Below are 25,241 nucleotides of genomic sequence, written 5' to 3'. Positions count from 1 at the left end.
TCAAAAAAGTCGGAATAAAATCCGACCTTTTATAGTTATTAAGTACCAGAAAACAAGAGTACCCATAATTCCCAAAATGCTAAAATGTTAATCATGATATGGAGCAAAATGGGATAATAGAGAGAATGAGTTTTTCGGTAGAGGAATGCTACAATCGCTCCTCCGCTTGCATAGGTGAAAAAGGCAAGTGGTGTTATACCATCAGAAACATGCACATAGCCAAAGACACAGGCTGATAGTAAAACATCTCCATACCAAGGTGAATCTTTCAAAAATGTATTCATCAGAACTCCTCGATAAACCAATTCTTCTGTAATTGGTCCTAGCAGACAAGTAATAAGCAATAAATATAGTAACTCTTGTCGCCCTGTCATCTCAACTAATTCATTTAAAGCCATTTGATTGGACGTTGCTGGGGTTAAAAAGGAAAACACAATACCTGAAAGATGATTGACTCCATAAGCAAGAAGCAAATAAACTGGATATCTCCATTTCCACTTCAACTCAAAAGTTCTTCTACCTTCGAATACTAGTAAATAAAGAATAGCTAGAAAAGTAACGCTAAACTCTAAAAAAGAAAGAATTTGAAAAAATTCTCTACTAGCAGGTACAAGCCTACCTGCAAAATGATTAAAAATCCACCAAAATCATGTCTTTCTATAAATAATTACTAACAAGGCTAGTAAAATCTGTACTGTTCTTTTTTTCATGCCAAGTCCTCTGATTTTTTATCCATTATCAGCATAAATATTAAATATATTACTAATTTAGTATATCATATTTTCGTTATCGATCTACTAAAAACCTAAATAGAAATGGTATTTCACTTAGCTTTAGACTCATTTGCCTCAAAATATGCTATAATATAAGCAAAACACGAAAAAGGGAAATGCTATGATTAAACTACTTGCTCTGGATATGGATGGTACTCTTCTCAACGAAGCAAAGGAAATCCCTCAAGCTCATATTGACGCCATTCGTAAGGCTATCGAAAAAGGTGTTAAACTGGTTCTATGTACTGGACGACCTCTCTTTGGAGTTCTTCCCTACTACAAGAAACTCGGTCTTGATTTGCAAAATGAATACGTTATTGTCAATAATGGTTGTTCTACCCACCAAACCAGCGACTGGAGCCTTGTCGACTGGCGGGAACTTAGCAAATCTGACATCGAATACCTCAATGACCTTGCTGAAAAGAGTGAAGTCCAGTTGACTCTCTTTGATGAAGAGCACTATTTCGTTCTCGGAGGCAAACCAAATCCTATCGTTCAATATGATGCCACACTTGTCTTTGCTGACCTGACTGAAATCACACTAGAGGAAGCTACTAGTGGTAAATATCGTATGTTCCAGGGAATGTTTTTAGGGACAAAAGAACAGACAGATGACTTTGAACAACGATTTGCTGATGAACTTTGTCAGAGATTTAGCGGTGTTCGTTCTCAACCTGTTATCTATGAAGCAATGCCACTCGGTACAACAAAGGCTTCAGCACTTTCTCGTTTGGCTGAGATTTTAGATATCCAACCTTCTGAAATCATGGCTATGGGTGATGCCAATAACGACATTGAGATGTTAGAGTTTGCTGGGCTGGGGATCGCCATGGGAAATGCCAGCGACCACGTAAAATCTCTCGCTGATGCCGTAACTGCTAGCAATGAAGAAGATGGTGTTGCACGCGCTATTGAGAAATATATTTTGTAGAAAATAAGCCCAGTCAACTAGTATTTCTAGCCAACTGGGCTTTTATTTTTTTAAAATTTAAAAACTTTAGAAACTCTTTAGAAATGCTTGACGATTCTTTGATATCTATGCTTTATACTAGAGTTATAAAAATAAAACATCTTATACTCTTCGAAAATCAAATTCAAACCACGTCAGCTTCGCCTTGCCGTACTCAAGTACAGCCTGCGGCTCGCTTCCTAGTTTGCTCTTTGTTTTTCATTGAGTATTAAGGTTAAAGGAGAAAACTATGAAAACAGTCCTCGAAATCCATGGCTTGTCCAAACAATTTGGCAAACAACCTATTCTACAAGATCTTAGTCTCTCAGTTAAAGAAGGAGATATCTATGGACTTATCGGAAAAAATGGTGCTGGTAAGACAACTCTAATTAAAATCATTACCCAATTATTATCTGCTGACCAAGGAACTATTTCCCTCTTTTCTAGTCAAGGGTATAAGGAGTGCACGAAAGCCCTATCTCGAGTAGGTTCAGTCATTGAATCCCCAGTAGCTCACAATCATTTAACAGCCTATCAAAATCTAAGATACTATTGTACTATTCGACATATCCCAAATGCTGATCAAGTCATTCAAGAAACATTAAAGTATGTGGGGTTAACAGATACAGGTAGAAAAGTTTTTCGAGATTTCTCTCTTGGAATGAAACAACGCCTAGGCATTGCGATTGCCCTACTATCAAAACCAGACTTTCTCATCCTTGATGAACCTATAAATGGACTTGACCCAATCGGTATCAAAGAGTTTCGTCAAATGATTCAACGTCTGAATCAAGAACTAGGAATAACAATTCTCATCTCTAGTCATATCTTGTCAGAACTCTATCTGGTTGCCAATCGCTTTGGAATTCTTGACCAAGGGAAAATCATTCGAGAAATCAGTAAGGCCGAATTTGAGACACTGAATGAAGACTATATTGTTCTAAAAACAAGTGACAAAGAAAAAGCTAGTCAAATCTTAAAAGACAAAGTGCATCTTGAATTTAAAGTTGTTAATTCAGATAATGAGATTCATATTTTTAGTCATGAACAAGATGTCAAACGCATTCTCAAAGAACTTACTCTAGCAGATGTTGATGTGGATGAGATTTACTATGCTCGTCAAAATCTTGAAGAATACTTCACACAATTAGTAAAATAGGAGGAACACCATGATACACACAATTCAAGCAGACTTTTACCGTCTTTTCCGTTCCAAAGGTTTTTGGATTACAGAGATTGTTCTCTTTGCACTCATGTTAATGGGAGCTACTATTGGGGCTACAGGACATCTAATGTCAGTTGATACAACACCTCCAGAAACTGAACTTCCAAGTAAGGGCTGGGATGGTATTCAAGCCCTGATTAACGCATCTAGTCAAGGTTCAAACCTAGTTTTCCTCTGCATTATCCTTGCTTGCTTAGTTCTAGGAGTTGATCTTATCGGAAAACTCTATAAAAATAGTTTGACAGTGGGTGTTTCTCGTACAGAATTCTTCTTTGCCAAATCTGTTGTATTAGCAAGTATCGCTCTAATGCAAATTCTTATTAGCCTAGTCATTGCTTTCGTACCAGCAACTATCCTAAACGGGATTGGTACGATGCCAGAAGGATTTATTGGCAATCTCCTTCTAACAATTACTATTCAATTCCTCTGCCTTCTAGCTTGGCTATCTATTGTGTCCTTCATTCTCTATGTGACTCATTCTTATTTGGCTGTTTTCATTGGCTATTTAATTAGTTCTATCTTACTTTCAATGCCAATGCTTATCTTTCCAGATATCGAGATTTTGCGCTATTTATCCTTGAATTTTGCCTATGCTATGACTGCCTATAGTCAAGCTGTTCTCTATACCATAACGGTTTGCGTAACGGTCATACTTTTCTTCTCTTTCAGTGGACTGATAATTTTCAAGAAGAAAAGCCTATAAAAACAACCTCCTCTATTCAAAAAGAGGAGGTTCTTTGCTTTAAAAGAGAACTCTAACTATAAACCAAGAACCATCTGTACTTAGTTGTAGTTCTGCACTAAGTAGATGGGATAATTCTTCTGTAATATAAAGACCTAAACCTGATGATTCTTCAGTATCTGAGAGGTTTTCAGAGTAAAATCGTTGACTGAGATTTTCAATTTTACGAATGGGTTGTTTGACCAGATTAGCAATTTCCAAACAGATATGATTGTCCACTTCCTTCAGAGAAAATCTCGCTTCGTTCTTGCCATGTTTTAGAACATTGCCAATAAGATTTTGTAACATACGATCTAATAAATCTGGATCTGTTAATAAATAGAGACCAGGTTCTACTTGAAAATCAAGGTTAATCTTTGCCGTCTGAAAAGAATCATAATAGGTCAGCAATTTTTGCGTCATAAATGTTGAAACTTCTAACTCAGATAAGTCAGGTTTAACTGCTCCTTCCATTAACCGACGATAGTCCAAAAGAGCCTCTAGCCGTTTTGAAACTTGATTGAGATGATGAGCAATTTTTTTCAAACTCTCAGACTCAGGATTTTCTGTTTTAAGCAATTGCTGAGTATAACCTGACGCAATCGTTAAAGGTGTTCGAATATCGTGTGCAATATTGCTAATAGCCATGTCTAAAGTCTGCTTCTCTCGCTTCATAATCAAGCGTGACTGCTCAACTTCTTGAAAGAGATGATTGATTTGCTGGTAAAGATGTAAAAAATCCTTGGAGAAAGTTGATACTCCTATTCTCTTCATACTTCCAGTCCGAATCTTGTCTTCAATTTGTTGGCTCAAGTTTACGAGTGCTAGATGATAGCGAATCAATCCTATCGTCAATAGGATAATAACCAGCAGTAGCAAAGAAAGTAAAATATAGATCATTGCTCATCTCCTTTTAATCGAACACCAACTCCCCAGATAGTTTCAATATACTCTTGCTCTGGATCAAGTTGGCTTAATTTTTTACGGAGGTTACTTAAATGAGTGTTGAGAGTATTGTCGCCTGGTAAATAAGGATCCTCCCAAACTAATTCATAGAGTTCTTCTTTCGTGAAAATTTTCTTAGGATGTCCCAACAAGGTTTGGAGAATCAAGCATTCTTTCTTAGCTAGGCGAATAGTTTCCTGGCTATTTTTGATTTCAAAACTATCTGCATCAAATTGAATATTTTTTAACTGTTGAATCAACTTGTCAGGATGTTCGATTTCAGCTGCTTGCTTGTCACTATTTTGACGTAATTGTACCGTAACCCTGGCAAAAACTTCATCCAAATCAAAAGGCTTTACAATATAATCATTAGCACCATCTAAGAGATATTGGCTGATGAGCTTTTTATCGCTTAGGGCAGTTAGCATGATGACAGGAACTGAACTATCGTGTCTAATGGCTTTTAAAACCTGATCACCATTTTTTCCCGGAAGCATAATATCTAGCAGGATTAGATCAATGTCACCTTGTTCAAATCGTATCATACCTTCAGTACCAGAAAAAGCCTGAATCACCTCATGCTCCTCAGAAAGAAGAGTTCTCAAAATTTCTTGAATCTCATTATTATCTTCAACGATAAGTATTCTAGCCATAAACACCAACCTTTCTAATAGTATTATATCATGTTTTTTTAGGAATTTCGGATAAAGAAAAACTCTCCTTCATGCTTAAATACGAAGAAGAGTTCACCCTATGTATTAAATTAAAGCTGTCAATGCGGTAATAAGTCCAAAAACGATACCTGGTGCATTAGCTGCTGCCAAAGGAATATCACGTTCTTTCTTAAAGAGACCGTAGTAAACCCAAAGACTGCAGTTAAGTGCAGCTACTGCAGGTTGGATAAAATTTCCTTTTTGACCAGCAAGGTTATTCATAATTTGAGGAATATAAGAGACATACATCATTACAGACATAAAGGTTGCAATCCAACCTAAAGTTTTCATTTGTTTTTCAGTCATTTTTTCTCCTTTCAAAAACAGTCTCAATTATACACTATTTTTTAAGATAGTGAAGTTTAAAAAGCTATTTGTTAAAAACTTGTAAATTATCACAATCTTGTGATAAGGGAATCTTATTCATTTAGATAACTTACTTCTTCTCAATCGGTGCTACACTTGCCAAAAGTTTTTTCAAACCGACTTCTGGGAAGTTGATTTTTAGTTCCTGAGTAGATCCACTACCTGATACTTCAAGGACAGTTCCTTCACCCCATTTTTTATGAAGGGCTATATCACCGATAGACCAGCTAGTTTCACTGGAAGAAGATTTACTATTAGATGCAAATTGTCCAAATGGTAAACCACTTGATTGGATAGATGTAGGCGCAGTATTTCGTTTTCGTTCTTGAAGAGCCTGTGCCAGACTCATTCCTTGCCCAAATGTAGTACCACCACTACTGTATGATGCTTTAAAACTTGTATTAGCTGGACGAGCCAAACCTTGATAAGTCAACAAATCTGAACTAATCTCGTTGATAAAACGGGTCGGACGATTGTAACTTGTACGTCCGAATAGCAAGCGAGAGTTGGCGTTGGTTAGATAGAGAATTTTCTCGGCTCGTGTGATTCCTACGTATGCCAAACGACGTTCCTCTTCTAATTCATCAGGATCCTCAGAGGCGCGACTAAGCGGAAAGACATTCTCCTCCATACCGATAATAAAGACAACCGGAAACTCGAGTCCTTTGGCAGCGTGTAAGGTCATTAAGGTTACTTCTGACGTCTCCTGACTACCAGAGTCCGTATCTGCAATTAAGGCAAGATCATTCAGGAAACGACTAAGTTTATCTAGTCCTGTTTCCTCTTCTTGGCTTTCAGGATTGTCATCAAAGTTTTTGGTAACAGAGAGGAACTCCTCGATATTTTCAACCCGAGCCTTACTCTCCAATGTTGCTTGTGCATTTAGAATATCAACGTAACCTGTTTTTTCAAGGACAGCCTCAACCAACTCTGTAATGTTTAATTGATCCAGTTGCTCCCTCAAATCCAGAATCATATTGGCAAAGCCCCAAATAGACTGGGCTGCCTTACCCTTAATTCCTGATAACATAATATTAGCTGAAGCATCCAGCATGGACATTTCTTGCAAATTAGCGAAGTCTCGAATTTTTTCAACAGTTCCTGGGCCAATTCCACGCTTTGGTTCATTGATGATACGTTCAAAACTGATATTATCACTTAGGTTGGCAATGAGATTGAGGTAAGCAATGATATCACGGATTTCCTTACGGCTGTAGAATTTGGTACCACCAACCATGGTATAAGGAATATTAGACTTGAGAAGGGCCTCCTCAATAGTACGTGACTGGGCATTAGTACGATAAAGAACTGCAAAGTCTTTGTGTAGGAAGTTTTGACTTCGACCAAGTTCATCAATTGTTTTGGCTACAAAAACAGCCTCATCTTGTTCGTCATTGGCACGATAGTAGACAATTTGTTCCCCATCCGCATTTTGAGTCCATAGATTCTTAGGACGGCGATTTTTATTGTTTTTAATAACGTCATTAGCTGCTTGGAGAATGGTTTTGGTTGAGCGATAGTTTTCCTCCAATAAAACAACCTTGGCTTGAGGATAATCCTTCTCAAAATCCAAGATATTCTGCATATCAGCACCACGCCAACCGTAGATAGACTGGTCCGCATCCCCAACAACACAGATATTTTTAAAGCGAGAAGCCAACAGTTTGACCAGTTGGTACTGGGCATGATTGGTATCTTGATACTCATCAACATGGATATATTGGAACTTTTGCTGATAGTAAGTCAAGACATCAGGATTTTGGTCAAAGAGACGAAGCGTAAGCATAATCAAATCATCAAAGTCAACTGACTCAGACTGACGGAGTTCCTTTTGATAGGCCTCATAACACTTAGCGACAATGTTTGTATATAAATCTCCTGCTTGAGCAGCATAAGCAACATCGTCAATCAAATCATTCTTAGCATTAGAAATGGTCCCTAAAATAGAGCGTTCATTCCACTTTTTAGGATCCAAATTTAATTGCTTGAGAATACGCTTCATCAGTGATCGCTGCTCACCTGGATCGATAATGGTAAAGTTACGATTGTAACCAATATGATCCGCATCACGACGTAAGATACGAACGCACATAGAGTGAAAGGTCGCTATCAAACAGTCCTGTGTAGCTGGATTGAGCCCATAGGCACGTTCTTTCATTTCACGAGCAGCCTTATTGGTAAAGGTAATGGCTAAAATATTCCAGGGATTAACCATCTTTTCATCAATTAAGTAGGCAATACGATGGGTCAAAACTCGTGTTTTACCAGAACCAGCCCCCGCCATAATCAGCAGTGGACCTTCTGTTGTTTGGACCGCTTCAGCCTGTCGGTCATTCATACCGTTTAATAAAGGATTCATTTTCTCTTCCTATTCTTCAAATCAATGTTTCTATTATATCAAAAAAGACTGAAAATAACTCTATCAGAGACAAGCTTCCTTTTTTCCTAAAAAAAGAACACTAACAAGTGTTCTTTTTATTTTAATCATGAATAGATTGTAAAAGTGTCAACAAGGCTTGAGCCGATCTGCGTCCTGCTTCTACGATAAATTCATCAAATGAAATAGAAGCTTCGTGGTTAGCATTATCACTCATGGCACGTACAACTAAGAAAGGTAGATTAAGCGCGTGAGCTGCTTGAGCGATAGCCGCTCCTTCCATCTCCACAGCAAGAACTTGAGGGAAATGTTTTTTTATAGCAGCTATCTTGTCTTCACCAGCTACAAAGCTGTCACCCGTCACAATCAAACCTAGATGCCATTTTTGGTCAAGTTTAGACAAACTCTCTTGAATCAAACTGACAAACTTCTTGTCAGTTTCGAAATAGAGTGGTTGTTGGGCCATCTGACCGTATTCATAACCAAAAGCAGTCACATCAACATCATGATAAGCTAGCTTATCAGCAATCACTACATCTCCAACTTCGATTCCTTCTGCTAAAGCACCAGCTGAACCAGTGTTGATAACAGCATCTACTTTAAAGTGGTTAGCTAAGATTGCTACACTCATAGCAGACATGACTTTACCAATTCCACTCTCCACCAAGACAAGCTCGACTGAACCAATTTTACCCGTATGATACTTATTTCCTAATACCGTCTCTTCTTGAGCGTTTTCTAAATGTTGAATCAGAAAAACTAACTCTTCTGGCATAGCTGCTATAATTCCAATTTTCATGACATTCCCCTTAAATAAATCTCATTGCTAAAACTAGCAAAATTAAGAGAAGAATAACAGCAAATAGAATCTTATTCAGTTTTGAGTTAAAAACATTTCTCTTAGTATTTTCAATTCGACGACTTTTATGGATTTGTGGTTCAACCTCAATCGTTAGGGTATCTTGACTAAAACCATGGTCACTTGAACGTGAAGCTCTATAATGTTGAGATGAAGTCGATAATATCTTTGTTTCTTGATCATCTACTAAAGTAGGACCAGAGATATCTTCACCACGATTTGCACGCTCGATTATTTCGTCTGTTAATAAAGGTTTTCCCATAGGTTCCTCCCCTATTTTTCTTGTAATTCCCAGTACTGGATAGCCATGATAGTCTTGGCATCACAGATATCACCAGACTGGATCAGTTGTTTAGCTTCTTCAAGACTAACTTCAAGTAATTCTAAAGTTTCATCTTCATCCTGCGGACGTGGATTTTTAACCTTTTTCAAATCACTTGCCAAATAAAGTTTTAATCGCTCATTACAGAAACCAATAGCAGAATAGAAATCATACAAAAGACTTAGTTTTCCAGTGTAAGCTGCTTCTTCTTCCAATTCGCGAAGGGCTGCCGCTTCAGGATCAGCATTTTCTCCAATTTCTAGTTTTCCTGCAGGAATTTCAACAGAAACTTTTTCAATCGCCTTGCGGTATTGCTTGACTAGAACAATCTTATTTTCTGGAGTAACTGCAAGAACACATACTGCACCATTATGGAAAATCAAATCACGTTGAGCAGTCCCTTTTCCATTAGGAAGTTCAACCTGATCTTGTACCAATTGGAAAATAGGACCTTTATAGATTTCTCTACGGCTGAGTGTTTTCTCTTCAAATTCCATGGTTAGCTCCTATTTGTTTTTAGGATGGTGAGGGAGATGAGTTGCATATTCGTCTTTGTTAACTTGGCGGCCACGACCGATGGCAATAGCATCAGCAGGCACGTCTTTAGTAATGGTTGAACCTGCGCCAACAAGAGAGTTATCTCCTAGTTCAACAGGAGCAATGATGGTTGAATTAGAACCAACAAAGACATTGTTGCCGATGACTGTCTTGAATTTATTTTTCCCATCATAGTTCACTGTTATAGTACCAGCACCAAAGTTGACGTCACTGCCAACTTCACAGTTACCAATGTATGTCAAATGGCCAGCTTTTGTATTTTCTCCAATGCTAGAACCTTTCACCTCAACAAAGTTTCCAATATGAACATCTTTTGCTAGGCTAGAACCTGGACGAATATGAGCGTAAGGTCCGACTGTAACACCATCAGCAACTGTGCTCTCCTCAATCATAGAGTTGGTAATCACTGCACCTGAACCGATAGTACTATCGACAATATAAGTTCCATTCGTCAAAATAGTCTCAGCACCAATCTTACTAGAACCTTTGAGGGTTACATTAGCTTCAATTTGTACATCTGGAGCAATTTCAACATCAATATCAATATAAGTCGCTTCTGGATTTACAAAACTAACGCCATTAACCATGTGAGCTTGGTTAATACGACGACGCATAACAGCTTCGGCTGTAGAAAGTGCTACACGATCATTGACCCCGAGGCTTTCATCAAAGTCTTTAAGAGTATAGGCTCCGACTTTTTCACCAGCTTCACGGAAAATACCAATCACATCTGTGATATAGTATTCGCCTTGAGCATTATTGGTATTGATGTTTTTAAGAGCTTCAAAGAGACGAGCATTATCAAAAACATAAGTTCCTGTATTGATTTCTTTGATTTGCTTTTCAAAATCAGTAGCATCTTTTTGTTCAACAATTCTTAGTACTTCAGCATTATCATTGCGAACAATACGTCCATAACCAAATGGATCTTCAGCTTCTGCGGTAAGGATAGTGGCTACGTTCTTGTGATTCACATGAAAATCGATCAAGCTTTTCAAACTTTCACCTGTGATTAATGGTGTATCACCTGCAATAACCAATGTTTGTCCAGAAAGACCCTCAAGAATTGGTTCAGCCATCATAACTGCATGACCAGTACCTAATTGCTCAGATTGTCTCACAAAATCAGTCTGCCCTGCTAAAACTTGCTCTACAAGTTCAGCCTTATGCCCGATTACAGTAACTGTTTTTTCAGGATTAATTGCGCCAACACTACGAAAAACATGCTCAAGCATTGAAATTCCCGCAACCTTGTGCATAACTTTAGGTAGATCTGATTTCATACGGGTACCTTTACCCGCTGCTAAAATAATTGCATAATTTGCCATATTTTTCTCTTTTCTATAGAAATTCTTTATTATTATACCACAATTTACTTCACGATACACAAATTTGTTGACCTCAACATAACGCTAATGACTGTCACTACTCCGTTTTGAGTAAATTTTTTGATTTTTTTAACAAATTAGGATAAACTATAGGAGTATGAGAAAAAAAATTCGTCCAGCTTTTATAGTTATTATATTTGCTGCTTTTATAGGACTCTTGATTCTCAATCGTCCACGATTCGAAGAACATCCTGTAAAAACCAAACAAAATCCAGTTCAAATAGAAACACAAGCTCTACATAACTTGGATAAGCCTATCATCGATATCTCTGGTTGGCAACGACCGTCAGAGATTAACTATGATATTTTATCTAAAAATATCTCTGGTGCTATTGTTCGAGTCCACGGAGGAAACCAGATTACTACTGAGAACGATGCATCTTATACGAATGGAACAGATAAAGCTTATAAAAGTCATATCGCTGAGTTTCAAAAGAGAAATGTTCCAGTTGCTGTATATGCCTATGTATCTGGAAAAAGTGTAGAGGATATGGAAAAGGCTGCTGAAGCATTCTACAATTCAGCTTCCCCATACAATCCAAGTTACTATTGGTTAGATGTCGAAGAAAAAACCATGTCAGACATGAATAAAGGGGTTGAAGCTTTTCGTGCTAAACTAGAATCTCTAGGTGCTAAAAACATCGGTATTTACATCGGAGTTTACTTCATGGAAGAGCATAGCATCAGCACAGATAAGTTTTCAGCTATTTGGATTCCTTCCTACGGACCTGATTCGGGCTATTTTGAAAGTTCACCAAATACAGACCTTGACTTCGATCTTCATCAATACACCTCAAAGGGTAAACTGGTTGGATTTGAACACCATCTAGACCTAAATCTTATTTCTTTGTCAAAAGATAAGGAAGAGACGTTTAGAAAACTATTTTTAAAACCTTAATTTCATTCAGCAAGCAAGATATTACTTCTGCTTGCTTTTTTTATTTCTCTTACTTTGTGATATAATACAAGAAGAGAATTTTAGAGAATAAATATGGAGAGAGTTTATGTTATCTTGGATTTCAAAAATGATTAAAGGAATTGTTATTGCCCTAGGATTTATTTTGCCTGGTATTTCTGGTGGAGTCTTGGCGGCTATTTTGGGTATCTATGAGAGAATGATTCGTTTTCTTGCCCATCCATTTAAAAACCTAAAAGAAGATATTCTTTATTTCTTACCTGTTGCTATCGGTATGTTACTAGGTATTGGGCTATTTTCTTATCCAATTGAGTACTTACTAGAGCATTATCAAGTTTATGTTTTATGGAGTTTTGCGGGTGCTATTATTGGTACAGTCCCTAGTCTTGTAAAAGAGGCTACTCAAGATTCTGAAAGAGACAAAGTCGATCTTATCTGGTTTTGGGTGACCTTTATTGTTTCTGGAATTGGTCTTTACGCTTTAAACTTTGTGGTTGGTTCACTCAACGCAAGTTTCACAAGTTTTATCCTAGCTGGTGCTCTTCTTGCTCTAGGTATTTTAGTTCCAGGATTAAGCCCCTCAAATCTTCTCTTGATTTTAGGTCTCTATACCCCAATGTTAACTGGATTTAAAACTTTTGATTTATTTGGTACCTTCCTTCCGATAGGAATTGGAGCTGCTGCCACTCTTATTATATTTTCAAAATTGATGGACTACGCTCTTCGAGAGTATCACTCTCGTGTTTATCACTTCATCATTGCAATCGTTCTTTCAAGTACACTCTTGATATTGATTCCAAATGCGGGTAATGCTGAAAGTATTAACTACAGTGGTTTATCTCTTGTGTCTTATGTGATTGTTGCCTTCTTTTTTGCTCTTGGCATTTGGTTAGGTATTTGGATGAGTCAGTTGGAGGATAAATACAAATAATGGCTAAGAAAGTTAAAGTTAAAAAAACCTTAGTAGAGCAAATTTTAACTAAGGCAGGTGTTGATCATCAAGGCATTCAAATCAATGCTTTAGAAGGAGAACTTCCTTCTGATTATGATAGAAATCATATCTTTAAGACCTTAGCATTATTGGGTGATAAGACTGGTCCGGTAATAGGAATTGTTCCTATCACCGAACACCTTTCTGAAAAGAAATTAGCAAAGATTTCTGGTAATAAAAAAGTGGCCATGATTCCTCAAAAGGATTTAGAAAAAACGACTGGATATATCCATGGAGCTAATAATCCTGTAGGTATCCGTCAAAAACACAACTACCCTATTTTTATTGATGAAACAGCTTTAAAATTGGAAAAAATGATTGTCTCTGCTGGCGAGGTCGGACACAGTATCATCATCGCACCTAAAGATCTGGCAAACTTTGTAAAAGCTGAATTTGTAGATATCTTGGAGGAGATAAACTGATGAAACTTTACTTTGTCCGTCACGGTCGAACAGTCTGGAATCTAGAAGGTCGTTTTCAAGGGGCTGGCGGAGATTCACCACTTCTTCCTGAATCCATTGATACCTTAGAGGAACTCGGTCAATATCTTAAAGATATCCCTTTTGACAAGATCTATTCGAGTGATTTACCAAGAGCAGTAAAATCAGCTGAAATTATCCAAAGTCAGCTGACAAATCCATGTCCTTTAGAAAGTGTTCCTGAACTCAGAGAATGGCACCTCGGTAAACTGGAAGGTCTAAAAATTGCGACTTTAAATGCTATCTACCCTCAGCAAATTCAAGCCTTTAAAACTAACTTAGCTAAGTTTGATACTCGCATGTTTGAAGCCGAATCACTCTACACTACAACTCAGCGCACCATCCAATTTATCAAGTCCTTAAAAAACTCTAAGGCAGAACACCTATTACTTGTTGGTCATGGAGCAAACTTTACTGCAAGTCTTCGTACACTTATAGGCTATCAGGAAGCTCTGCTTCGTAAAGACGGAGGTTTGGCTAATGCAAGTCTAACAATTATAGAAACTGATGACTTTGAAACATTTACTCTAAAAACTTGGAACGATACTTCTTATCAAAAAAATCATTGAACTTGAAATAAAACGTCAAGTTCTTTTTTGTTTTTATAGAATATCCGTGAATTTCTTGACTATTTATGATAAAATGGAGTATCGTGAAAAATTAATTTATTATTTCAAATTTCGATTAAAATTAGGAGGAACTCATGTCAACAGAACACATGGAAGAATTGAATGACCAACAGATCGTTCGCCGCGAAAAAATGGCTGCGCTCCGTGAACAAGGAATTGATCCTTTCGGTAAACGTTTTGAACGTACTGCCAACTCTCAAGAACTAAAAGATAAATTTGCTGATCTTGATAAAGAACAGCTACACGAACTAAATGAAACTGCTACTATTGCTGGACGTTTAGTAACAAAACGTGGAAAAGGGAAAGTTGGTTTTGCTCACCTTCAAGACCGTGAAGGTCAAATCCAAATCTACGTTCGTAAAGATGAAGTTGGTGAAGAAAACTACGAAATCTTCAAAAAAGCTGACCTCGGAGACTTCCTTGGTGTCGAAGGTGAAGTTATGCGTACTGATATGGGAGAACTCTCTATTAAGGCAACTCACATTACTCACTTGTCTAAAGCCCTTCGTCCGCTTCCTGAAAAATTCCACGGACTAACTGACGTTGAAACCATCTACCGTAAACGTTACCTTGATTTGATTTCAAACCGTGAAAGCTTTGAACGTTTTGTTACTCGCTCAAAAATCATCTCTGAAATTCGTCGTTATCTTGATCAAAAAGGTTTCCTAGAAGTTGAAACACCTGTTCTTCACAATGAAGCTGGTGGTGCTGCTGCTCGTCCGTTTATCACTCACCACAATGCACAAAACATTGACATGGTGCTTCGTATCGCGACTGAGCTTCACTTGAAACGACTTATCGTCGGTGGTATGGAACGTGTGTATGAGATTGGTCGTATCTTCCGTAACGAAGGAATGGACGCTACACACAATCCTGAGTTCACTTCTATCGAGGTTTACCAAGCTTATGCAGACTTCCAAGATATCATGGACTTGACTGAAGGCATTATCCAACACGTTGCAAAAGCTGTTAAAGGCGACGCTCCAGTTATCTATCAAGGAACTGAGATTAAACTTAACGAACCATTCAAACGTGTACACATGGTTGACGCTATCAAGGAAATTACAGATGTTGATTTCTGGAAAGATATGACTTTCGAAGAAGCTAAAGCTATCGCTGCTGACAAGAAAGTTCCAGTTGAGAAACACTATACTGAAGTAGGTCACATTATCAATGCTTTCTTTGAAGAATTTGTTGAAGAAACATTGATTCAACCAACCTTTGTCTATGGACATCCAGTAGCAGTATCTCCACTTGCTAAGAAGAATCCTGAAGATGAACGTTTCACTGACCGTTTTGAACTCTTCATCATGACTAAAGAATACGGAAATGCCTTTACTGAGTTGAACGACCCAATCGACCAGCTTAGTCGTTTTGAAGCCCAAGCTAAAGCCAAAGAACTTGGTGACGATGAAGCAACTGGCATTGACTACGACTACATCGAAGCCCTTGAATATGGTATGCCTCCAACAGGTGGTTTGGGAATCGGTATCGACCGTCTCTGCATGCTACTTTCTGATACTACTACTATCCGTGATGTACTTCTTTTCCCAACTATGAAATAAAAACTAAACTCCTAGATGATTTCTAGGAGTTTTTTTGTAGTTAAAAAGACAACCTTATCAAAGAGGTTGTCTTTTGTGTTTGAATTAGAATAATCCAAGAACAGTTCCATCGCTTTCAACATCCATGTTGAGAGCAGCTGGTCGTTTTGGAAGTCCAGGCATAGTCATAACGTCACCAGTAAGTGCAACGATAAAGCCTGCACCCAGTTTTGGTACCAATTCACGAATAGTAATTACAAAGTTTTCAGGTGCTCCAAGAGCGTTAGGGTTATCTGAAAAACTGTACTGAGTTTTGGCCATACAGATTGGCAGTTTATCCCAACCATTTTGTACGATTTGTGCAATTTGGGTTTGAGCTTTCTTTTCGAAGTTTACTTTGCTACCACAGTAGATTTCGGTAACAATCTTTTCAATCTTTTCTTGAACAGAGAGTTCATTGTCATATAAACGAGTATAGTTTGCAGGAGTTTCAGCAATCGTTTTGACAACAGTTTCAGCGAGCGCTACTCCACCTTCTGCACCATTAGCCCAAACGCTAGCCAATTCAACCGGCACATCAATAGAGGCACAGAGCTCTTTCAAGGTTGCTATTTCAGCTTCTGTATCTGATACAAATTCGTTGATAGCAACAACTGCTGGGATACCGAACTTACGGATATTCTCAACGTGGCGTTTCAAGTTAGCAAAACCTGCACGAACTGCTTCTACGTTTTCTTCTGTCAGAGCATCTTTAGCAACTCCACCATTCATTTTAAGGGCACGAAGAGTCGCTACAATAACTACTGCACTTGGAGCTGTTGGCAAGTTTGGTGTCTTGATATCCAGGAACTTCTCAGCACCAAGGTCTGCACCAAAGCCTGCTTCAGTTACTGTGTAATCAGCTAAACGAAGAGCTGTTTTTGTCGCCAAAACAGAGTTACAACCATGGGCAATATTGGCAAATGGGCCACCGTGTACGAATGCAGGTGTACCATAGATTGTTTGAACCAAGTTGGGTTTAATAGCATCTTTCAAAATCAATGCCAAGGCACCCTCAACCTGTAAATCACCAACTGAAACTGGTGTGCGATCATAACGGTAGCCGATAACGATATTAGCCAAACGACGTTTCAAATCTTCAATATCAGTTGCCAAGCAAAGGATAGCCATGATCTCTGAAGCAACTGTGATATCAAATCCATCTTCGCGAGGAATACCATTAAGAGGACCACCGAGTCCAACAGTTACATGGCGAAGAGCACGGTCATTCAAGTCAACAACACGTTTCCAGAGAATACGACGTTGATCGATTCCTAGCTCATTTCCTTGGTGCAAATGATTGTCAATCAAGGCAGAGAGAGCATTGTTTGCAGTTGTGATTGCGTGCATATCACCAGTAAAGTGAAGGTTGATATCTTCCATTGGTAACACTTGGGCATAGCCACCCCCAGCAGCTCCACCTTTAATACCCATAACAGGGCCAAGTGAAGGTTCGCGGATGGCAATCATAGTTTTCTTGCCAATCTTGTTCAAAGCATCAGCAAGACCAATGGTAATGGTTGATTTTCCTTCACCTGCTGGCGTAGGGTTGATAGCTGTAACAAGAATCAACTTACCAACTGGATTGGTTTCAACTTCACGAATTTTATCAAAGCTTAGTTTAGCCTTGTACTTTCCATACAACTCCAAATCATCGTATGAAATACCAAGTTTCTCAACAACGTCAACGATTGGTTTTAACTCAATACTCTGTGCAATTTCAATATCTGTTTTCATAAAAAACTCCTCTAGCCTCTAATGTATTAATTCATTATATCATAAAACAAGATTTTTAACAGTCATTATGATTAGTAACGTTCGTGAATATCGCTAAATGATAGGCTTTCTATATCTCTATTTAAATTTTTATATGCCTTTATAGATTTTAACTATGGATTAATATCCTATTTCCGACCCTCGTTACATCGCTTTCATTTTACTTAATGCTCATTTTTTTGTACAATAGTTCTATGGAAATTTTAGTTACTTCTGGCGGTACAAGTGAAAAAATCGATAGGGTTCGTTCTATTACCAACCACTCTTCCGGTAAACTTGGAAAAATTATCACCGAAACTCTTCTAAAGGCTGGTCATGAAGTTTGTTTGATTACCACTCTTCAGGCAGTTAAGCCAGTTAGTCATCCAAACTTAACCATCATCGAAATTAAAAATACAGCTGATTTGCTACAAGTCATGAAAGATAAGGTAATGGATTACCAGGTCTTGATCCATTCTATGGCTGTATCAGATTACACGCCTGTCTATATGACTGGATTTAATGAGGTTAAGGATAGTCAAGATTTAACAGAGTTTTTAGATAAGAAAAATCAGGAAACAAAAATCTCATCTAAGGAAGACGTCCAAGTTCTATTTCTCAAGAAGAATCCAAAAATCATATCTCTTGTTAAAGAATGGAATTCTAAGATTCACCTGATCGGATTTAAATTATTAGTTGATGTCAGTCGTGAATACTTGATTCAAATTGCTCGGGAAAGTCTTGAAAAAAACAAAGCTGATATAATTGTTGCTAATGATCTCACACAGATTAATGCTGAACAACATATCGCATATCTAGTTGAAAAAGCTAACTTCCAAACTGCTATGAGTAAACATGAAATTGCTGATTTACTCCTCGAGAAAATCAACAGTTATGACTAAAAGAAAGGAATTTTATGGCTCGTATTACACTCGCTATTACAGGATCTATTGCCGCATACAAGACAGTTGACCTAGTTAGTTCTTTGAAAAAACAGGGGCATTCAGTTACTGTTCTTATGACTCAGTCAGCAACAGAATTCATTCAGCCATTAACTTTACAAGTACTATCACAAAATACTGTACATCTCGATGTCATGCACGAACCTTTTCCAGATCAAGTGAATCACATTCAAATAGGAAAAGAAACAGATTTATTTATCGTAGTTCCTGCGACAGCCAATACAATCGCTAAATTAGCTCACGGTTTTGCTGACAATATGGTGACTGCTACTGCTCTTGCTTTGCCACACTTTGTACCTAAACTATTGGCTCCAGCTATGAACACAAAGATGTATGACCACCCTGCGACCCAAGCTAATCTTAAAACTTTAGAAGATTATGGTTATACAATTGTTTCTCCCAAAGATTCTCTACTCGCCTGTGGGGATACAGGTCGTGGTGCTCTCGCTGATCTCAAAACTATTTTACAAGAAATAAAGGATAAAATTCATGAAAAAACGCTCTAATATTGCTCCAATCGCTATCTTTTTTGCCATTATGATTGTTATTCATTTACTAAGCTCAATTTTATTTAATGTGCTTCCCTTTCCAATCAAACCAACCATCGTTCACATTCCAGTAATTATTGCAAGTATTATCTACGGACCAAGAATCGGCGCAACCTTAGGTTTCCTGATGGGAATGCTTAGCTTAACAGTTAATACTCTCACAATCCTACCAACAAGCTATCTCTTCTCACCATTTGTACCAAATGGTAACTTTTATTCAGTTGTGATTGCAATTGTTCCTCGTATCTTAATCGGTTTGACCCCTTATTTCGTCTATAAACTACTAAAGGGAAGAGCTGGACTCATCTTTGCAGGTGCACTTGGCTCACTCACGAATACAGTTTTTGTCTTAGGCGGTATCTTCTTTCTCTTTGGTAATGTTTTTGATGGAAATATTCAAAAACTATTAGCGACTGTTATCTCAACAAATTCAATCGCAGAATTAATTATCTCGGCCCTCTTAACACTCGTCATTGTTCCGAGACTTGAAAAAATTAAACAATAAAAACTGTATCAAGAGATACAGTTTTTTTAATTATTACTGGGCTAAACGAGCTTCTTCTAAAATCTTTTCAATCTTTGTTGTCAGTAAATCAATTGCTACAGTATTGGTCACTCCTTCTGGAATAACGATATCTGCATAACGCTTTGTTGGCTCGATAAATTGATGATACATAGGTTTTACGACACCAAGATACTGATCAATAACGCTATCCAAACTACGACCACGCTCTTCCATATCACGCTTAATACGACGAATGATACGGACATCATCATCTGTATCAACGAAAATCTTGATATCCATCAAATCACGAAGTCGTTTGTCTTCCAAAACCAATATTCCTTCTACAATAAAGACATCTTGAGGTTCTTGGCGATAAGTCTTCGAGCTTCTTGTATGGGCAGCATAATCATAGGTAGGAATATCAACAGGACGCCCCGCCAATAATTCCTTAATTTGCGCAATCATCAAGTCAGTATCAAAAGCAAAAGGATGATCATAGTTTGTTTTGATACGCTCCTCAAAGGTTAGATGAGATTGATCTTTATAGTAGGAATCATGCTCAATCATGGCAATTTTTTCATTTGGGAAATGGGATAAAATTGCTTTAGAAACACTGGTTTTTCCTCCACCAGATCCCCCTGTTACTCCGATAATGATTGGTCTGTTTTGCATAGTTGCCTCCGTATTTTTCCTTTGTCTATTTTACCATATTTTTAGAAATTTTACAGGATGACTTTTCAAATTAGAGTAGAAAAAACCTTGTAGTTTAGTTCTACAAGGTTTTAATGTTTTTAATCAAAGTTAACGTATTCTTTTGAAAGTTCAAGAACTTCTTCCATTGTTGAACATTCAGTAAGAGCACGGTTAGCGTATTCTTGCATCTTAGCTGTGTCAAGTTTCTTCATCAAGCTACGTGTACGAAGTACTGAAGTAGCTGACATTGAGAACTCATCCAAGCCCATTCCAACAAGAAGTGGAACAGCAGTTTGGTCCCCAGCCATCTCACCACACATACCAGCCCATTTACCTTCAGCGTGAGCTGCTTTGATAACATTGTTAATCAAGCGAAGGATTGATGGATTGTATGGTTGGTAAAGGTATGAAACTTGTTCGTTCATACGGTCAGCAGCCATTGTGTATTGGATCAAGTCGTTTGTACCAATTGAGAAGAAATCAACTTCTTTGGCAAATTGGTCAGCAAGCATAGCTGCAGCTGGGATTTCAATCATGATACCAACTTGGATATCATCCGCAACAGCAACACCTTCAGCAACTAATTTTGCTTTTTCTTCTTCAAGGATACCTTTAGCAGTACGGAACTCTTTCAACAAAGCAACCATTGGGAACATGATACGCAATTTACCGTGAACAGATGCACGAAGCAATGCACGTAATTGCGTACGGAACATTTGGTTACCAGTTTCAGAGATAGAGATACGCAAAGCACGGTAACCCAAGAATGGATTCATTTCTTTAGGAAGATCGAAGTAAGGAAGTTCTTTATCCCCACCGATATCCATTGTACGAACGACAACAGGTTTACCGTTCATACCTTCAAGAACTGCTTTGTAAGCTTCGTATTGGTCGTCTTCCGTTGGGAAATCTTGAGAATCCATGTACAAGAATTCTGTACGGTAGAGACCAACAGCTTCAGCACCATTTTCGTTCACACCTTCAACATCTTTAGGTGTACCGATATTAGCTGCCAACTCAAAGTGTTTACCATCTGCAGTAACAGTTTTAGCATCTTTCAAAAGAGCCCATTCAGCTTTTTGTTTAGCGTAAGCTTCACCAGCTGCTTTGAATTCTGCAATTTGTTCTTCAGTTGGGTTGATAACAACTTCACCTGAAATACCTGAAACAGCCAAAATGTCACCATCTTTTACAAGTTCAGTGATGTTGTTTGTACCCAATACAGCTGCAATTTCAAGTGTACGAGCCATGATAGCTGAGTGACTTGTACGTCCACCAATGTTTGTCACAAAAGCTTTTACAAAGTTTTTGTCCAATTGAGCAGTATCAGATGGAGTCAAGTCATGTGCAATCACGATTACTTCTTCATTAATAGAAGCTGGGTTTGGCAGTTTCTTGCCAAGAAGATTTGCCAAAACACGTTTTGTAACGTCGCGAATATCCGCTGCACGTTCCTGCATGTATGGGTTGTCTTCCATGCCTTCAAAGATTGTGATAAACATGTCTGTAACTTCTTTCAGACCTGCTTCTGCATTTACTTTCTTAGCACGAATTGTTTCTTTAATCTGACCGATCAATTCAGGGTCAGCAAGAACCATCAAGTGAGCGTCAAATACTTGCGCCGCTTCTTCACCAAGCGTACCTACAGCCTTCTCGCGGATAAGAGAAAGCTCGTTTTGAGAAGCTTCAAGAGCAACATCCAAACGAGCCTCTTCTGCATTTGTATCTTCGACTGTAATAGTCTCGAATGATAAATCCGGTTGAACGAGTAGATATGCTTTAGCAACTGCAACACCATCAGATGCTGCGATTCCTTTAAGCATTTCTGTCATATCCTTATGCCAATCCTTCTTTTTCCATTGTTTCTGAGATAGCAGCGATAGCGTCATCAGCGTCTGCACCTTCAGCAGTGATTGTAACGTCAGCACCTTGACCAACACCAAGGCTCATAACACCCATGATAGATTTAAGGTTAACTGATTTACCTTTGTACTCAAGAGTAATATCTGAAGCAAATTTGCTAGCAGTTTGTACCAACAATGTTGCTGGACGTGCGTGAATACCTGTTTCTGCCACTACGTGGAAATCTTTAGAAGCCATAATTTGACTCTCCTTTAAATGTTTTCTTTTTGAGTTATATCTGATAACCCTTACAATTTGGTATTATATCACCTTCTAGGATTTTTTTCAAGTATTTTATGGGATTTCTTCTTTTTCCTTTCAGATAACTTGCTGAAAATCTTCTATTTTATGTATCAAAATACATCATGTAGTTTTTTATAATTTTAACATTTAGAAAACGCTGTTATTTATGGGTTTTATTTTTTACAATCACTATATATTGTGCTTGGATAACTCTCATCTGAAAAAAATCTACAATATTTAGTTTTTCTTCGTTGACAAAGATTTTTTTTCTGATATACTTAAGAAGTAATTAAATTTTGAAAGAGGAGTTACAGAATGGTAACCGTTTATTCTAAAAACAATTGTGTTCAATGTAAAATGACCAAACGATTCTTAGATAGTAACAAAATCGCATATCGCGAAATCAATCTTGATGAACAACCTGAATTTATTGAACAAGTTAAAGAGCTAGGCTTCAATGCTGCTCCTATCATTCAAACACCAACTGAAGTTTTCTCTGGTTTCCAACCAGCAAAACTTAAAGAACTTGCTTAAGTATCAGGATTAAAAGCTTCTATGTCAATCTTAGAAGCCTTTCTTTTGTAATGAATTAAAGGAAATTTTATGGGATTAAAACAACTTGAGGACGTAACTTACTTCCGTCTAAATAATGAAATCAACCGTCCTGTTAATGGACAAATCATGCTCCACAAAGATAAAGAAGCCTTGGACGCTTTCTTTAAAGAAAACGTTGTACCAAATTCTATGGTTTTTGATTCTATCACTGATAAAATTGATTACCTTATTAAACAAGACTATATCGAAACAGCCTTTATCAAAAAATATCGTCCAGAATTCTTAGAAGAGCTTTATCAATTTATTAAAGATCAAAACTTCCAGTTTAAGTCTTTCATGGCTGCATACAAGTTTTACAATCAATACGCCTTGAAAACTAATGACGGAGAGTACTATCTTGAGAGCATGGAAGACCGTGTCTTCTTTAACGCTCTTTACTTTGCTGATGGTGACGAAGCTATCGCAATTGATATTGCCAATGAAATCATCCACCAGCGTTACCAGCCAGCTACACCTTCTTTCTTGAATGCAGGCCGTGCACGTCGTGGTGAATTGGTATCCTGTTTCTTGATTCAGGTAACAGATGATATGAACTCTATTGGACGTTCTATCAACTCAGCTCTTCAACTTTCACGTATCGGTGGTGGTGTCGGAATTTCCCTCAGCAACCTTCGTGAAGCTGGAGCACCTATCAAAGGGTATGAAGGGGCTGCTTCTGGTGTCGTACCAGTTATGAAGCTTTTCGAAGATAGCTTCTCTTACTCTAACCAACTAGGTCAACGTCAAGGGGCTGGGGTTGTTTACCTTAACGTCTTCCACCCAGACATTATTGCTTTCCTTTCTACTAAGAAAGAAAATGCTGATGAAAAAGTTCGTGTCAAGACTCTTTCACTTGGTGTTGTGGTACCAGATAAATTCTACGAATTAGCACGTAAGAATGAGGAAATGTACCTTTTCAGCCCATACTCTGTAGAAAAAGAGTATGGCGTACCTTTCAACTATATCGATATCACAGAAAAATACGATGAGTTGGTAGCAAATCCAAACATCCGTAAGACAAAAATTAAGGCCCGTGATTTGGAAACAGAAATTTCTAAATTGCAACAAGAATCTGGCTATCCTTATGTAGTCAATATCGATACTGCTAACCGTGCAAATCCTGTCGATGGTAAGATTATCATGAGTAACTTGTGTTCAGAAATTCTTCAAGTTCAAGAACCAAGTCTTATCAACGATGCGCAAGAATTCCTTCAAATGGGTACTGACGTTTCATGTAACCTTGGTTCAACAAACGTTGTAAATATGATGACATCACCTGACTTTGGACGTTCTATTCGTGCAATGGTTCGCGCTTTGACCTTTGTAACAGATAGCTCTCACATCGTTGCTGTTCCAACTATCGACCACGGAAATAGCCAAGCTCATACATTTGGACTTGGTGCCATGGGGCTTCACAGCTATCTTGCTCAGCAATTAATCGAATATGGATCTTCTGAGTCTGTTGAATTTACAAGCATCTACTTTATGCTTTTGAATTACTGGACTTTGGTAGAATCAAACAATATTGCGCGTGAACGTGGCATTACCTTCCACAACTTTGAGAAATCAGACTATGCAAATGGTACTTATTTCGATAAGTATACGTCTGGTCAATTTGTTCCAAAATCTGATCGTGTTAAAGAACTCTTTGAAGGAATCTTTATCCCGTCTGCAGCTGATTGGGCTGAACTTCGTGATAAAGTTAAAGCAGATGGACTTTACCATCAAAACCGTCTTGCTGTAGCGCCGAATGGTTCTATCAGCTACATCAATGACGTGTCTGCTTCTATCCACCCGATTACTCAACGTATTGAAGAACGTCAAGAGAAGAAAATTGGTAAGATTTACTATCCTGCTGCAGGACTATCAACTGAAACTATTCCTTACTACACTTCTGCCTATGACATGGATATGCGTAGAGTTATCGATGTCTATGCTGCTGCAACTGAGCACGTAGACCAAGGACTTTCACTCACTCTCTTCATGCGTAGTGATATCCCAACAGGTCTTTACGAATGGAAGAAAGAGAACAAACAAACAACACGTGACCTATCTATCCTTCGTAACTACGCCTTTAACAAGGGCATTAAGTCTATCTACTACGTTCGTACCTACACAGATGACGGCGGTGAAGTTGGTGCTAACCAATGTGAAAGCTGTGTGATTTAAAACCTCACTAAAATCTTGTTTACAAAGATAAGGTAACATCAAAAAGTCGGAGTACCGACTTTTTGTGCGGTAACCC

General features: G+C 38.0%; 25 protein-coding genes and 1 pseudogene. 13 read left to right on the top strand and 13 right to left on the bottom strand.

Going from position 1 to position 25,241, the window contains the following annotated elements:
- Nucleotides 1-38: 38 nt before the first annotated feature.
- A pseudogene (locus K1I61_RS02265) lies at nt 39-710 on the bottom strand (lysostaphin resistance A-like protein).
- Between the two features lie 184 nt (nt 711-894).
- Between K1I61_RS02265 and K1I61_RS02260 the strand changes: the two are divergent.
- The 3 genes from K1I61_RS02260 (at nt 895) to K1I61_RS02250 (ending at nt 3,650) form a co-directional block, all read left to right on the top strand.
- Nucleotides 895-1,704, top strand: a complete 810-nt coding sequence (locus K1I61_RS02260) for a Cof-type HAD-IIB family hydrolase (RefSeq protein ID WP_223333022.1) — start codon at nt 895-897, stop codon at nt 1,702-1,704.
- Nucleotides 1,705-1,972: 268 nt separating this feature from the next.
- Nucleotides 1,973-2,881 (top strand): ATP-binding cassette domain-containing protein, encoded by a 909-nt coding sequence (locus K1I61_RS02255; protein ID WP_223333021.1) that lies wholly within the window; start codon nt 1,973-1,975, stop codon nt 2,879-2,881.
- Nucleotides 2,882-2,891: 10 nt separating this feature from the next.
- On the top strand, nt 2,892-3,650 hold the full coding sequence (locus tag K1I61_RS02250; protein ID WP_223333019.1) for an ABC transporter permease: 759 nt from the start codon (nt 2,892-2,894) through the stop codon (nt 3,648-3,650).
- A gap of 39 nt (nt 3,651-3,689) precedes the next feature.
- Here K1I61_RS02250 and K1I61_RS02245 read toward each other — a convergent pair whose 3' ends face one another.
- The 8 genes from K1I61_RS02245 to glmU all read right to left on the bottom strand — a co-directional run bounded on the left by K1I61_RS02245 (nt 3,690) and on the right by glmU (nt 11,136).
- Nucleotides 3,690-4,568, bottom strand: coding sequence for a sensor histidine kinase (locus K1I61_RS02245; protein WP_223333018.1), 879 nt, complete (start codon nt 4,566-4,568; stop codon nt 3,690-3,692).
- Nucleotides 4,565-5,266, bottom strand: coding sequence for a response regulator transcription factor (locus tag K1I61_RS02240; protein ID WP_223333017.1), 702 nt, complete (start codon nt 5,264-5,266; stop codon nt 4,565-4,567). The genes K1I61_RS02245 and K1I61_RS02240 overlap by 4 nt, the downstream gene beginning before the upstream one ends.
- Before the next feature lie 105 nt (nt 5,267-5,371).
- Entirely contained in the window at nt 5,372-5,632 is a 261-nt protein-coding gene (locus tag K1I61_RS02235; RefSeq protein ID WP_045763891.1) for a SemiSWEET family transporter, read from the bottom strand.
- Between the two features lie 130 nt (nt 5,633-5,762).
- On the bottom strand, nt 5,763-8,051 hold the full coding sequence (gene pcrA / locus K1I61_RS02230) for a DNA helicase PcrA (protein WP_223333016.1): 2,289 nt from the start codon (nt 8,049-8,051) through the stop codon (nt 5,763-5,765).
- Nucleotides 8,052-8,172: 121 nt separating this feature from the next.
- A complete protein-coding gene (locus tag K1I61_RS02225; protein WP_223333015.1) occupies nt 8,173-8,868 on the bottom strand; it encodes a 5'-methylthioadenosine/adenosylhomocysteine nucleosidase in 696 nt (231 codons plus the stop codon).
- Between the two features lie 10 nt (nt 8,869-8,878).
- Nucleotides 8,879-9,190: a cell wall synthase accessory phosphoprotein MacP gene (macP, locus tag K1I61_RS02220; RefSeq protein WP_016465808.1), complete on the bottom strand. Its 312-nt coding sequence runs from the start codon at nt 9,188-9,190 to the stop codon at nt 8,879-8,881.
- An 11-nt stretch (nt 9,191-9,201) separates the two neighbouring features.
- Nucleotides 9,202-9,747, bottom strand: coding sequence for an NUDIX hydrolase (locus tag K1I61_RS02215; protein WP_223333014.1), 546 nt, complete (start codon nt 9,745-9,747; stop codon nt 9,202-9,204).
- Between the two features lie 9 nt (nt 9,748-9,756).
- Nucleotides 9,757-11,136 (bottom strand): bifunctional UDP-N-acetylglucosamine diphosphorylase/glucosamine-1-phosphate N-acetyltransferase GlmU, encoded by a 1,380-nt coding sequence (gene glmU, locus K1I61_RS02210; RefSeq protein ID WP_223333013.1) that lies wholly within the window; start codon nt 11,134-11,136, stop codon nt 9,757-9,759.
- Nucleotides 11,137-11,293: 157 nt separating this feature from the next.
- Between glmU and K1I61_RS02205 the strand changes: the two genes are divergently transcribed.
- The 5 genes from K1I61_RS02205 to lysS all read left to right on the top strand — a co-directional run bounded on the left by K1I61_RS02205 (nt 11,294) and on the right by lysS (nt 15,776).
- Entirely contained in the window at nt 11,294-12,094 is an 801-nt protein-coding gene (locus K1I61_RS02205) for a glycoside hydrolase family 25 protein (RefSeq protein WP_223333012.1), read from the top strand.
- Nucleotides 12,095-12,200: 106 nt separating this feature from the next.
- Entirely contained in the window at nt 12,201-13,043 is an 843-nt protein-coding gene (locus K1I61_RS02200) for a DUF368 domain-containing protein (protein WP_074324115.1), read from the top strand.
- Nucleotides 13,043-13,525 carry an aminoacyl-tRNA deacylase gene (locus K1I61_RS02195; RefSeq protein ID WP_223333011.1) on the top strand — a complete coding sequence of 161 codons (483 nt, stop codon included), beginning with the start codon at nt 13,043-13,045 and terminating at the stop codon, nt 13,523-13,525. Before K1I61_RS02200 ends, K1I61_RS02195 begins: the two co-directional genes overlap by 1 nt.
- Nucleotides 13,525-14,151 (top strand): histidine phosphatase family protein, encoded by a 627-nt coding sequence (locus tag K1I61_RS02190; RefSeq protein WP_223333005.1) that lies wholly within the window; start codon nt 13,525-13,527, stop codon nt 14,149-14,151. The genes K1I61_RS02195 and K1I61_RS02190 overlap by 1 nt, the downstream gene beginning before the upstream one ends.
- A gap of 134 nt (nt 14,152-14,285) precedes the next feature.
- Complete coding sequence (lysS, locus tag K1I61_RS02185; protein WP_223333004.1) at nt 14,286-15,776, top strand: lysine--tRNA ligase; 1,491 nt, start codon at nt 14,286-14,288, stop codon at nt 15,774-15,776.
- An 84-nt stretch (nt 15,777-15,860) separates the two neighbouring features.
- Here lysS and K1I61_RS02180 read toward each other — a convergent pair whose 3' ends face one another.
- Nucleotides 15,861-17,531 carry a formate--tetrahydrofolate ligase gene (locus K1I61_RS02180; RefSeq protein ID WP_223333003.1) on the bottom strand — a complete coding sequence of 557 codons (1,671 nt, stop codon included), beginning with the start codon at nt 17,529-17,531 and terminating at the stop codon, nt 15,861-15,863.
- A gap of 233 nt (nt 17,532-17,764) precedes the next feature.
- Here K1I61_RS02180 and coaB point away from each other — a divergent pair, with 233 nt between their 5' ends.
- From coaB to K1I61_RS02165, 3 genes are read left to right on the top strand one after another with little or no spacing between them, the layout of a single operon-like run.
- Nucleotides 17,765-18,451 (top strand): phosphopantothenate--cysteine ligase, encoded by a 687-nt coding sequence (coaB, locus tag K1I61_RS02175; protein WP_223333002.1) that lies wholly within the window; start codon nt 17,765-17,767, stop codon nt 18,449-18,451.
- A 14-nt stretch (nt 18,452-18,465) separates the two neighbouring features.
- Entirely contained in the window at nt 18,466-19,017 is a 552-nt protein-coding gene (coaC, locus tag K1I61_RS02170) for a phosphopantothenoylcysteine decarboxylase (RefSeq protein ID WP_223333000.1), read from the top strand.
- Nucleotides 19,001-19,564: an ECF transporter S component gene (locus K1I61_RS02165; RefSeq protein ID WP_004253621.1), complete on the top strand. Its 564-nt coding sequence runs from the start codon at nt 19,001-19,003 to the stop codon at nt 19,562-19,564. The genes coaC and K1I61_RS02165 overlap by 17 nt, the downstream gene beginning before the upstream one ends.
- Nucleotides 19,565-19,597: 33 nt before the next feature.
- Here the strand turns inward: K1I61_RS02165 and udk are convergent, their stop codons facing one another.
- From udk to K1I61_RS02150, 3 genes are all read right to left on the bottom strand, one after another.
- Nucleotides 19,598-20,236, bottom strand: coding sequence for a uridine kinase (udk, locus tag K1I61_RS02160; protein ID WP_004253618.1), 639 nt, complete (start codon nt 20,234-20,236; stop codon nt 19,598-19,600).
- 119 nt (nt 20,237-20,355) lie between these two features.
- On the bottom strand, nt 20,356-22,089 hold the full coding sequence (gene ptsP, locus K1I61_RS02155) for a phosphoenolpyruvate--protein phosphotransferase (protein ID WP_025170577.1): 1,734 nt from the start codon (nt 22,087-22,089) through the stop codon (nt 20,356-20,358).
- A 4-nt stretch (nt 22,090-22,093) separates the two neighbouring features.
- The gene (locus K1I61_RS02150; protein ID WP_000146952.1) at nt 22,094-22,357 is read right to left on the bottom strand and encodes a phosphocarrier protein HPr; all 264 of its coding nucleotides are present in this window, start codon (nt 22,355-22,357) and stop codon (nt 22,094-22,096) included.
- 360 nt (nt 22,358-22,717) lie between these two features.
- On the opposite strand from K1I61_RS02150, the gene nrdH reads away from it, so the two are divergent.
- Nucleotides 22,718-22,936 carry a glutaredoxin-like protein NrdH gene (gene nrdH, locus K1I61_RS02145; RefSeq protein WP_036757515.1) on the top strand — a complete coding sequence of 73 codons (219 nt, stop codon included), beginning with the start codon at nt 22,718-22,720 and terminating at the stop codon, nt 22,934-22,936.
- Between the two features lie 69 nt (nt 22,937-23,005).
- Nucleotides 23,006-25,165, top strand: a complete 2,160-nt coding sequence (nrdE, locus tag K1I61_RS02140; protein WP_223332998.1) for a class 1b ribonucleoside-diphosphate reductase subunit alpha — start codon at nt 23,006-23,008, stop codon at nt 25,163-25,165.
- Nucleotides 25,166-25,241 lie beyond the last annotated feature (76 nt).

It is taken from the genome of Streptococcus infantis (genome assembly GCF_019929665.1).
GTDB classification, from domain to species: domain Bacteria; phylum Bacillota; class Bacilli; order Lactobacillales; family Streptococcaceae; genus Streptococcus; species Streptococcus infantis_H.
Note: the sequence above shows the minus strand (reverse complement) of the source record. Positions and strands in the feature narration are given on the sequence as shown.

Bases quoted from the DNA above. Each gene is read 5' to 3' on its own strand.
- K1I61_RS02260 (WP_223333022.1), top strand. From the start codon at position 895: ATGATTAAACTACTTGCTCTGGATATGGATGGTACTCTTCTCAACGAA.
- K1I61_RS02255 (WP_223333021.1), top strand. From the start codon at position 1,973: ATGAAAACAGTCCTCGAAATCCATGGCTTGTCCAAACAATTTGGCAAA.
- K1I61_RS02250 (WP_223333019.1), top strand. From the start codon at position 2,892: ATGATACACACAATTCAAGCAGACTTTTACCGTCTTTTCCGTTCCAAA.
- K1I61_RS02245 (WP_223333018.1), bottom strand. From the start codon at position 4,568: ATGATCTATATTTTACTTTCTTTGCTACTGCTGGTTATTATCCTATTG.
- K1I61_RS02240 (WP_223333017.1), bottom strand. From the start codon at position 5,266: ATGGCTAGAATACTTATCGTTGAAGATAATAATGAGATTCAAGAAATT.
- K1I61_RS02235 (WP_045763891.1), bottom strand. From the start codon at position 5,632: ATGACTGAAAAACAAATGAAAACTTTAGGTTGGATTGCAACCTTTATG.
- pcrA (WP_223333016.1), bottom strand. From the start codon at position 8,051: ATGAATCCTTTATTAAACGGTATGAATGACCGACAGGCTGAAGCGGTC.
- K1I61_RS02225 (WP_223333015.1), bottom strand. From the start codon at position 8,868: ATGAAAATTGGAATTATAGCAGCTATGCCAGAAGAGTTAGTTTTTCTG.
- macP (WP_016465808.1), bottom strand. From the start codon at position 9,190: ATGGGAAAACCTTTATTAACAGACGAAATAATCGAGCGTGCAAATCGT.
- K1I61_RS02215 (WP_223333014.1), bottom strand. From the start codon at position 9,747: ATGGAATTTGAAGAGAAAACACTCAGCCGTAGAGAAATCTATAAAGGT.
- glmU (WP_223333013.1), bottom strand. From the start codon at position 11,136: ATGGCAAATTATGCAATTATTTTAGCAGCGGGTAAAGGTACCCGTATG.
- K1I61_RS02205 (WP_223333012.1), top strand. From the start codon at position 11,294: ATGAGAAAAAAAATTCGTCCAGCTTTTATAGTTATTATATTTGCTGCT.
- K1I61_RS02200 (WP_074324115.1), top strand. From the start codon at position 12,201: ATGTTATCTTGGATTTCAAAAATGATTAAAGGAATTGTTATTGCCCTA.
- K1I61_RS02195 (WP_223333011.1), top strand. From the start codon at position 13,043: ATGGCTAAGAAAGTTAAAGTTAAAAAAACCTTAGTAGAGCAAATTTTA.
- K1I61_RS02190 (WP_223333005.1), top strand. From the start codon at position 13,525: ATGAAACTTTACTTTGTCCGTCACGGTCGAACAGTCTGGAATCTAGAA.
- lysS (WP_223333004.1), top strand. From the start codon at position 14,286: ATGTCAACAGAACACATGGAAGAATTGAATGACCAACAGATCGTTCGC.
- K1I61_RS02180 (WP_223333003.1), bottom strand. From the start codon at position 17,531: ATGAAAACAGATATTGAAATTGCACAGAGTATTGAGTTAAAACCAATC.
- coaB (WP_223333002.1), top strand. From the start codon at position 17,765: ATGGAAATTTTAGTTACTTCTGGCGGTACAAGTGAAAAAATCGATAGG.
- coaC (WP_223333000.1), top strand. From the start codon at position 18,466: ATGGCTCGTATTACACTCGCTATTACAGGATCTATTGCCGCATACAAG.
- K1I61_RS02165 (WP_004253621.1), top strand. From the start codon at position 19,001: ATGAAAAAACGCTCTAATATTGCTCCAATCGCTATCTTTTTTGCCATT.
- udk (WP_004253618.1), bottom strand. From the start codon at position 20,236: ATGCAAAACAGACCAATCATTATCGGAGTAACAGGGGGATCTGGTGGA.
- ptsP (WP_025170577.1), bottom strand. From the start codon at position 22,089: ATGACAGAAATGCTTAAAGGAATCGCAGCATCTGATGGTGTTGCAGTT.
- K1I61_RS02150 (WP_000146952.1), bottom strand. From the start codon at position 22,357: ATGGCTTCTAAAGATTTCCACGTAGTGGCAGAAACAGGTATTCACGCA.
- nrdH (WP_036757515.1), top strand. From the start codon at position 22,718: ATGGTAACCGTTTATTCTAAAAACAATTGTGTTCAATGTAAAATGACC.
- nrdE (WP_223332998.1), top strand. From the start codon at position 23,006: ATGGGATTAAAACAACTTGAGGACGTAACTTACTTCCGTCTAAATAAT.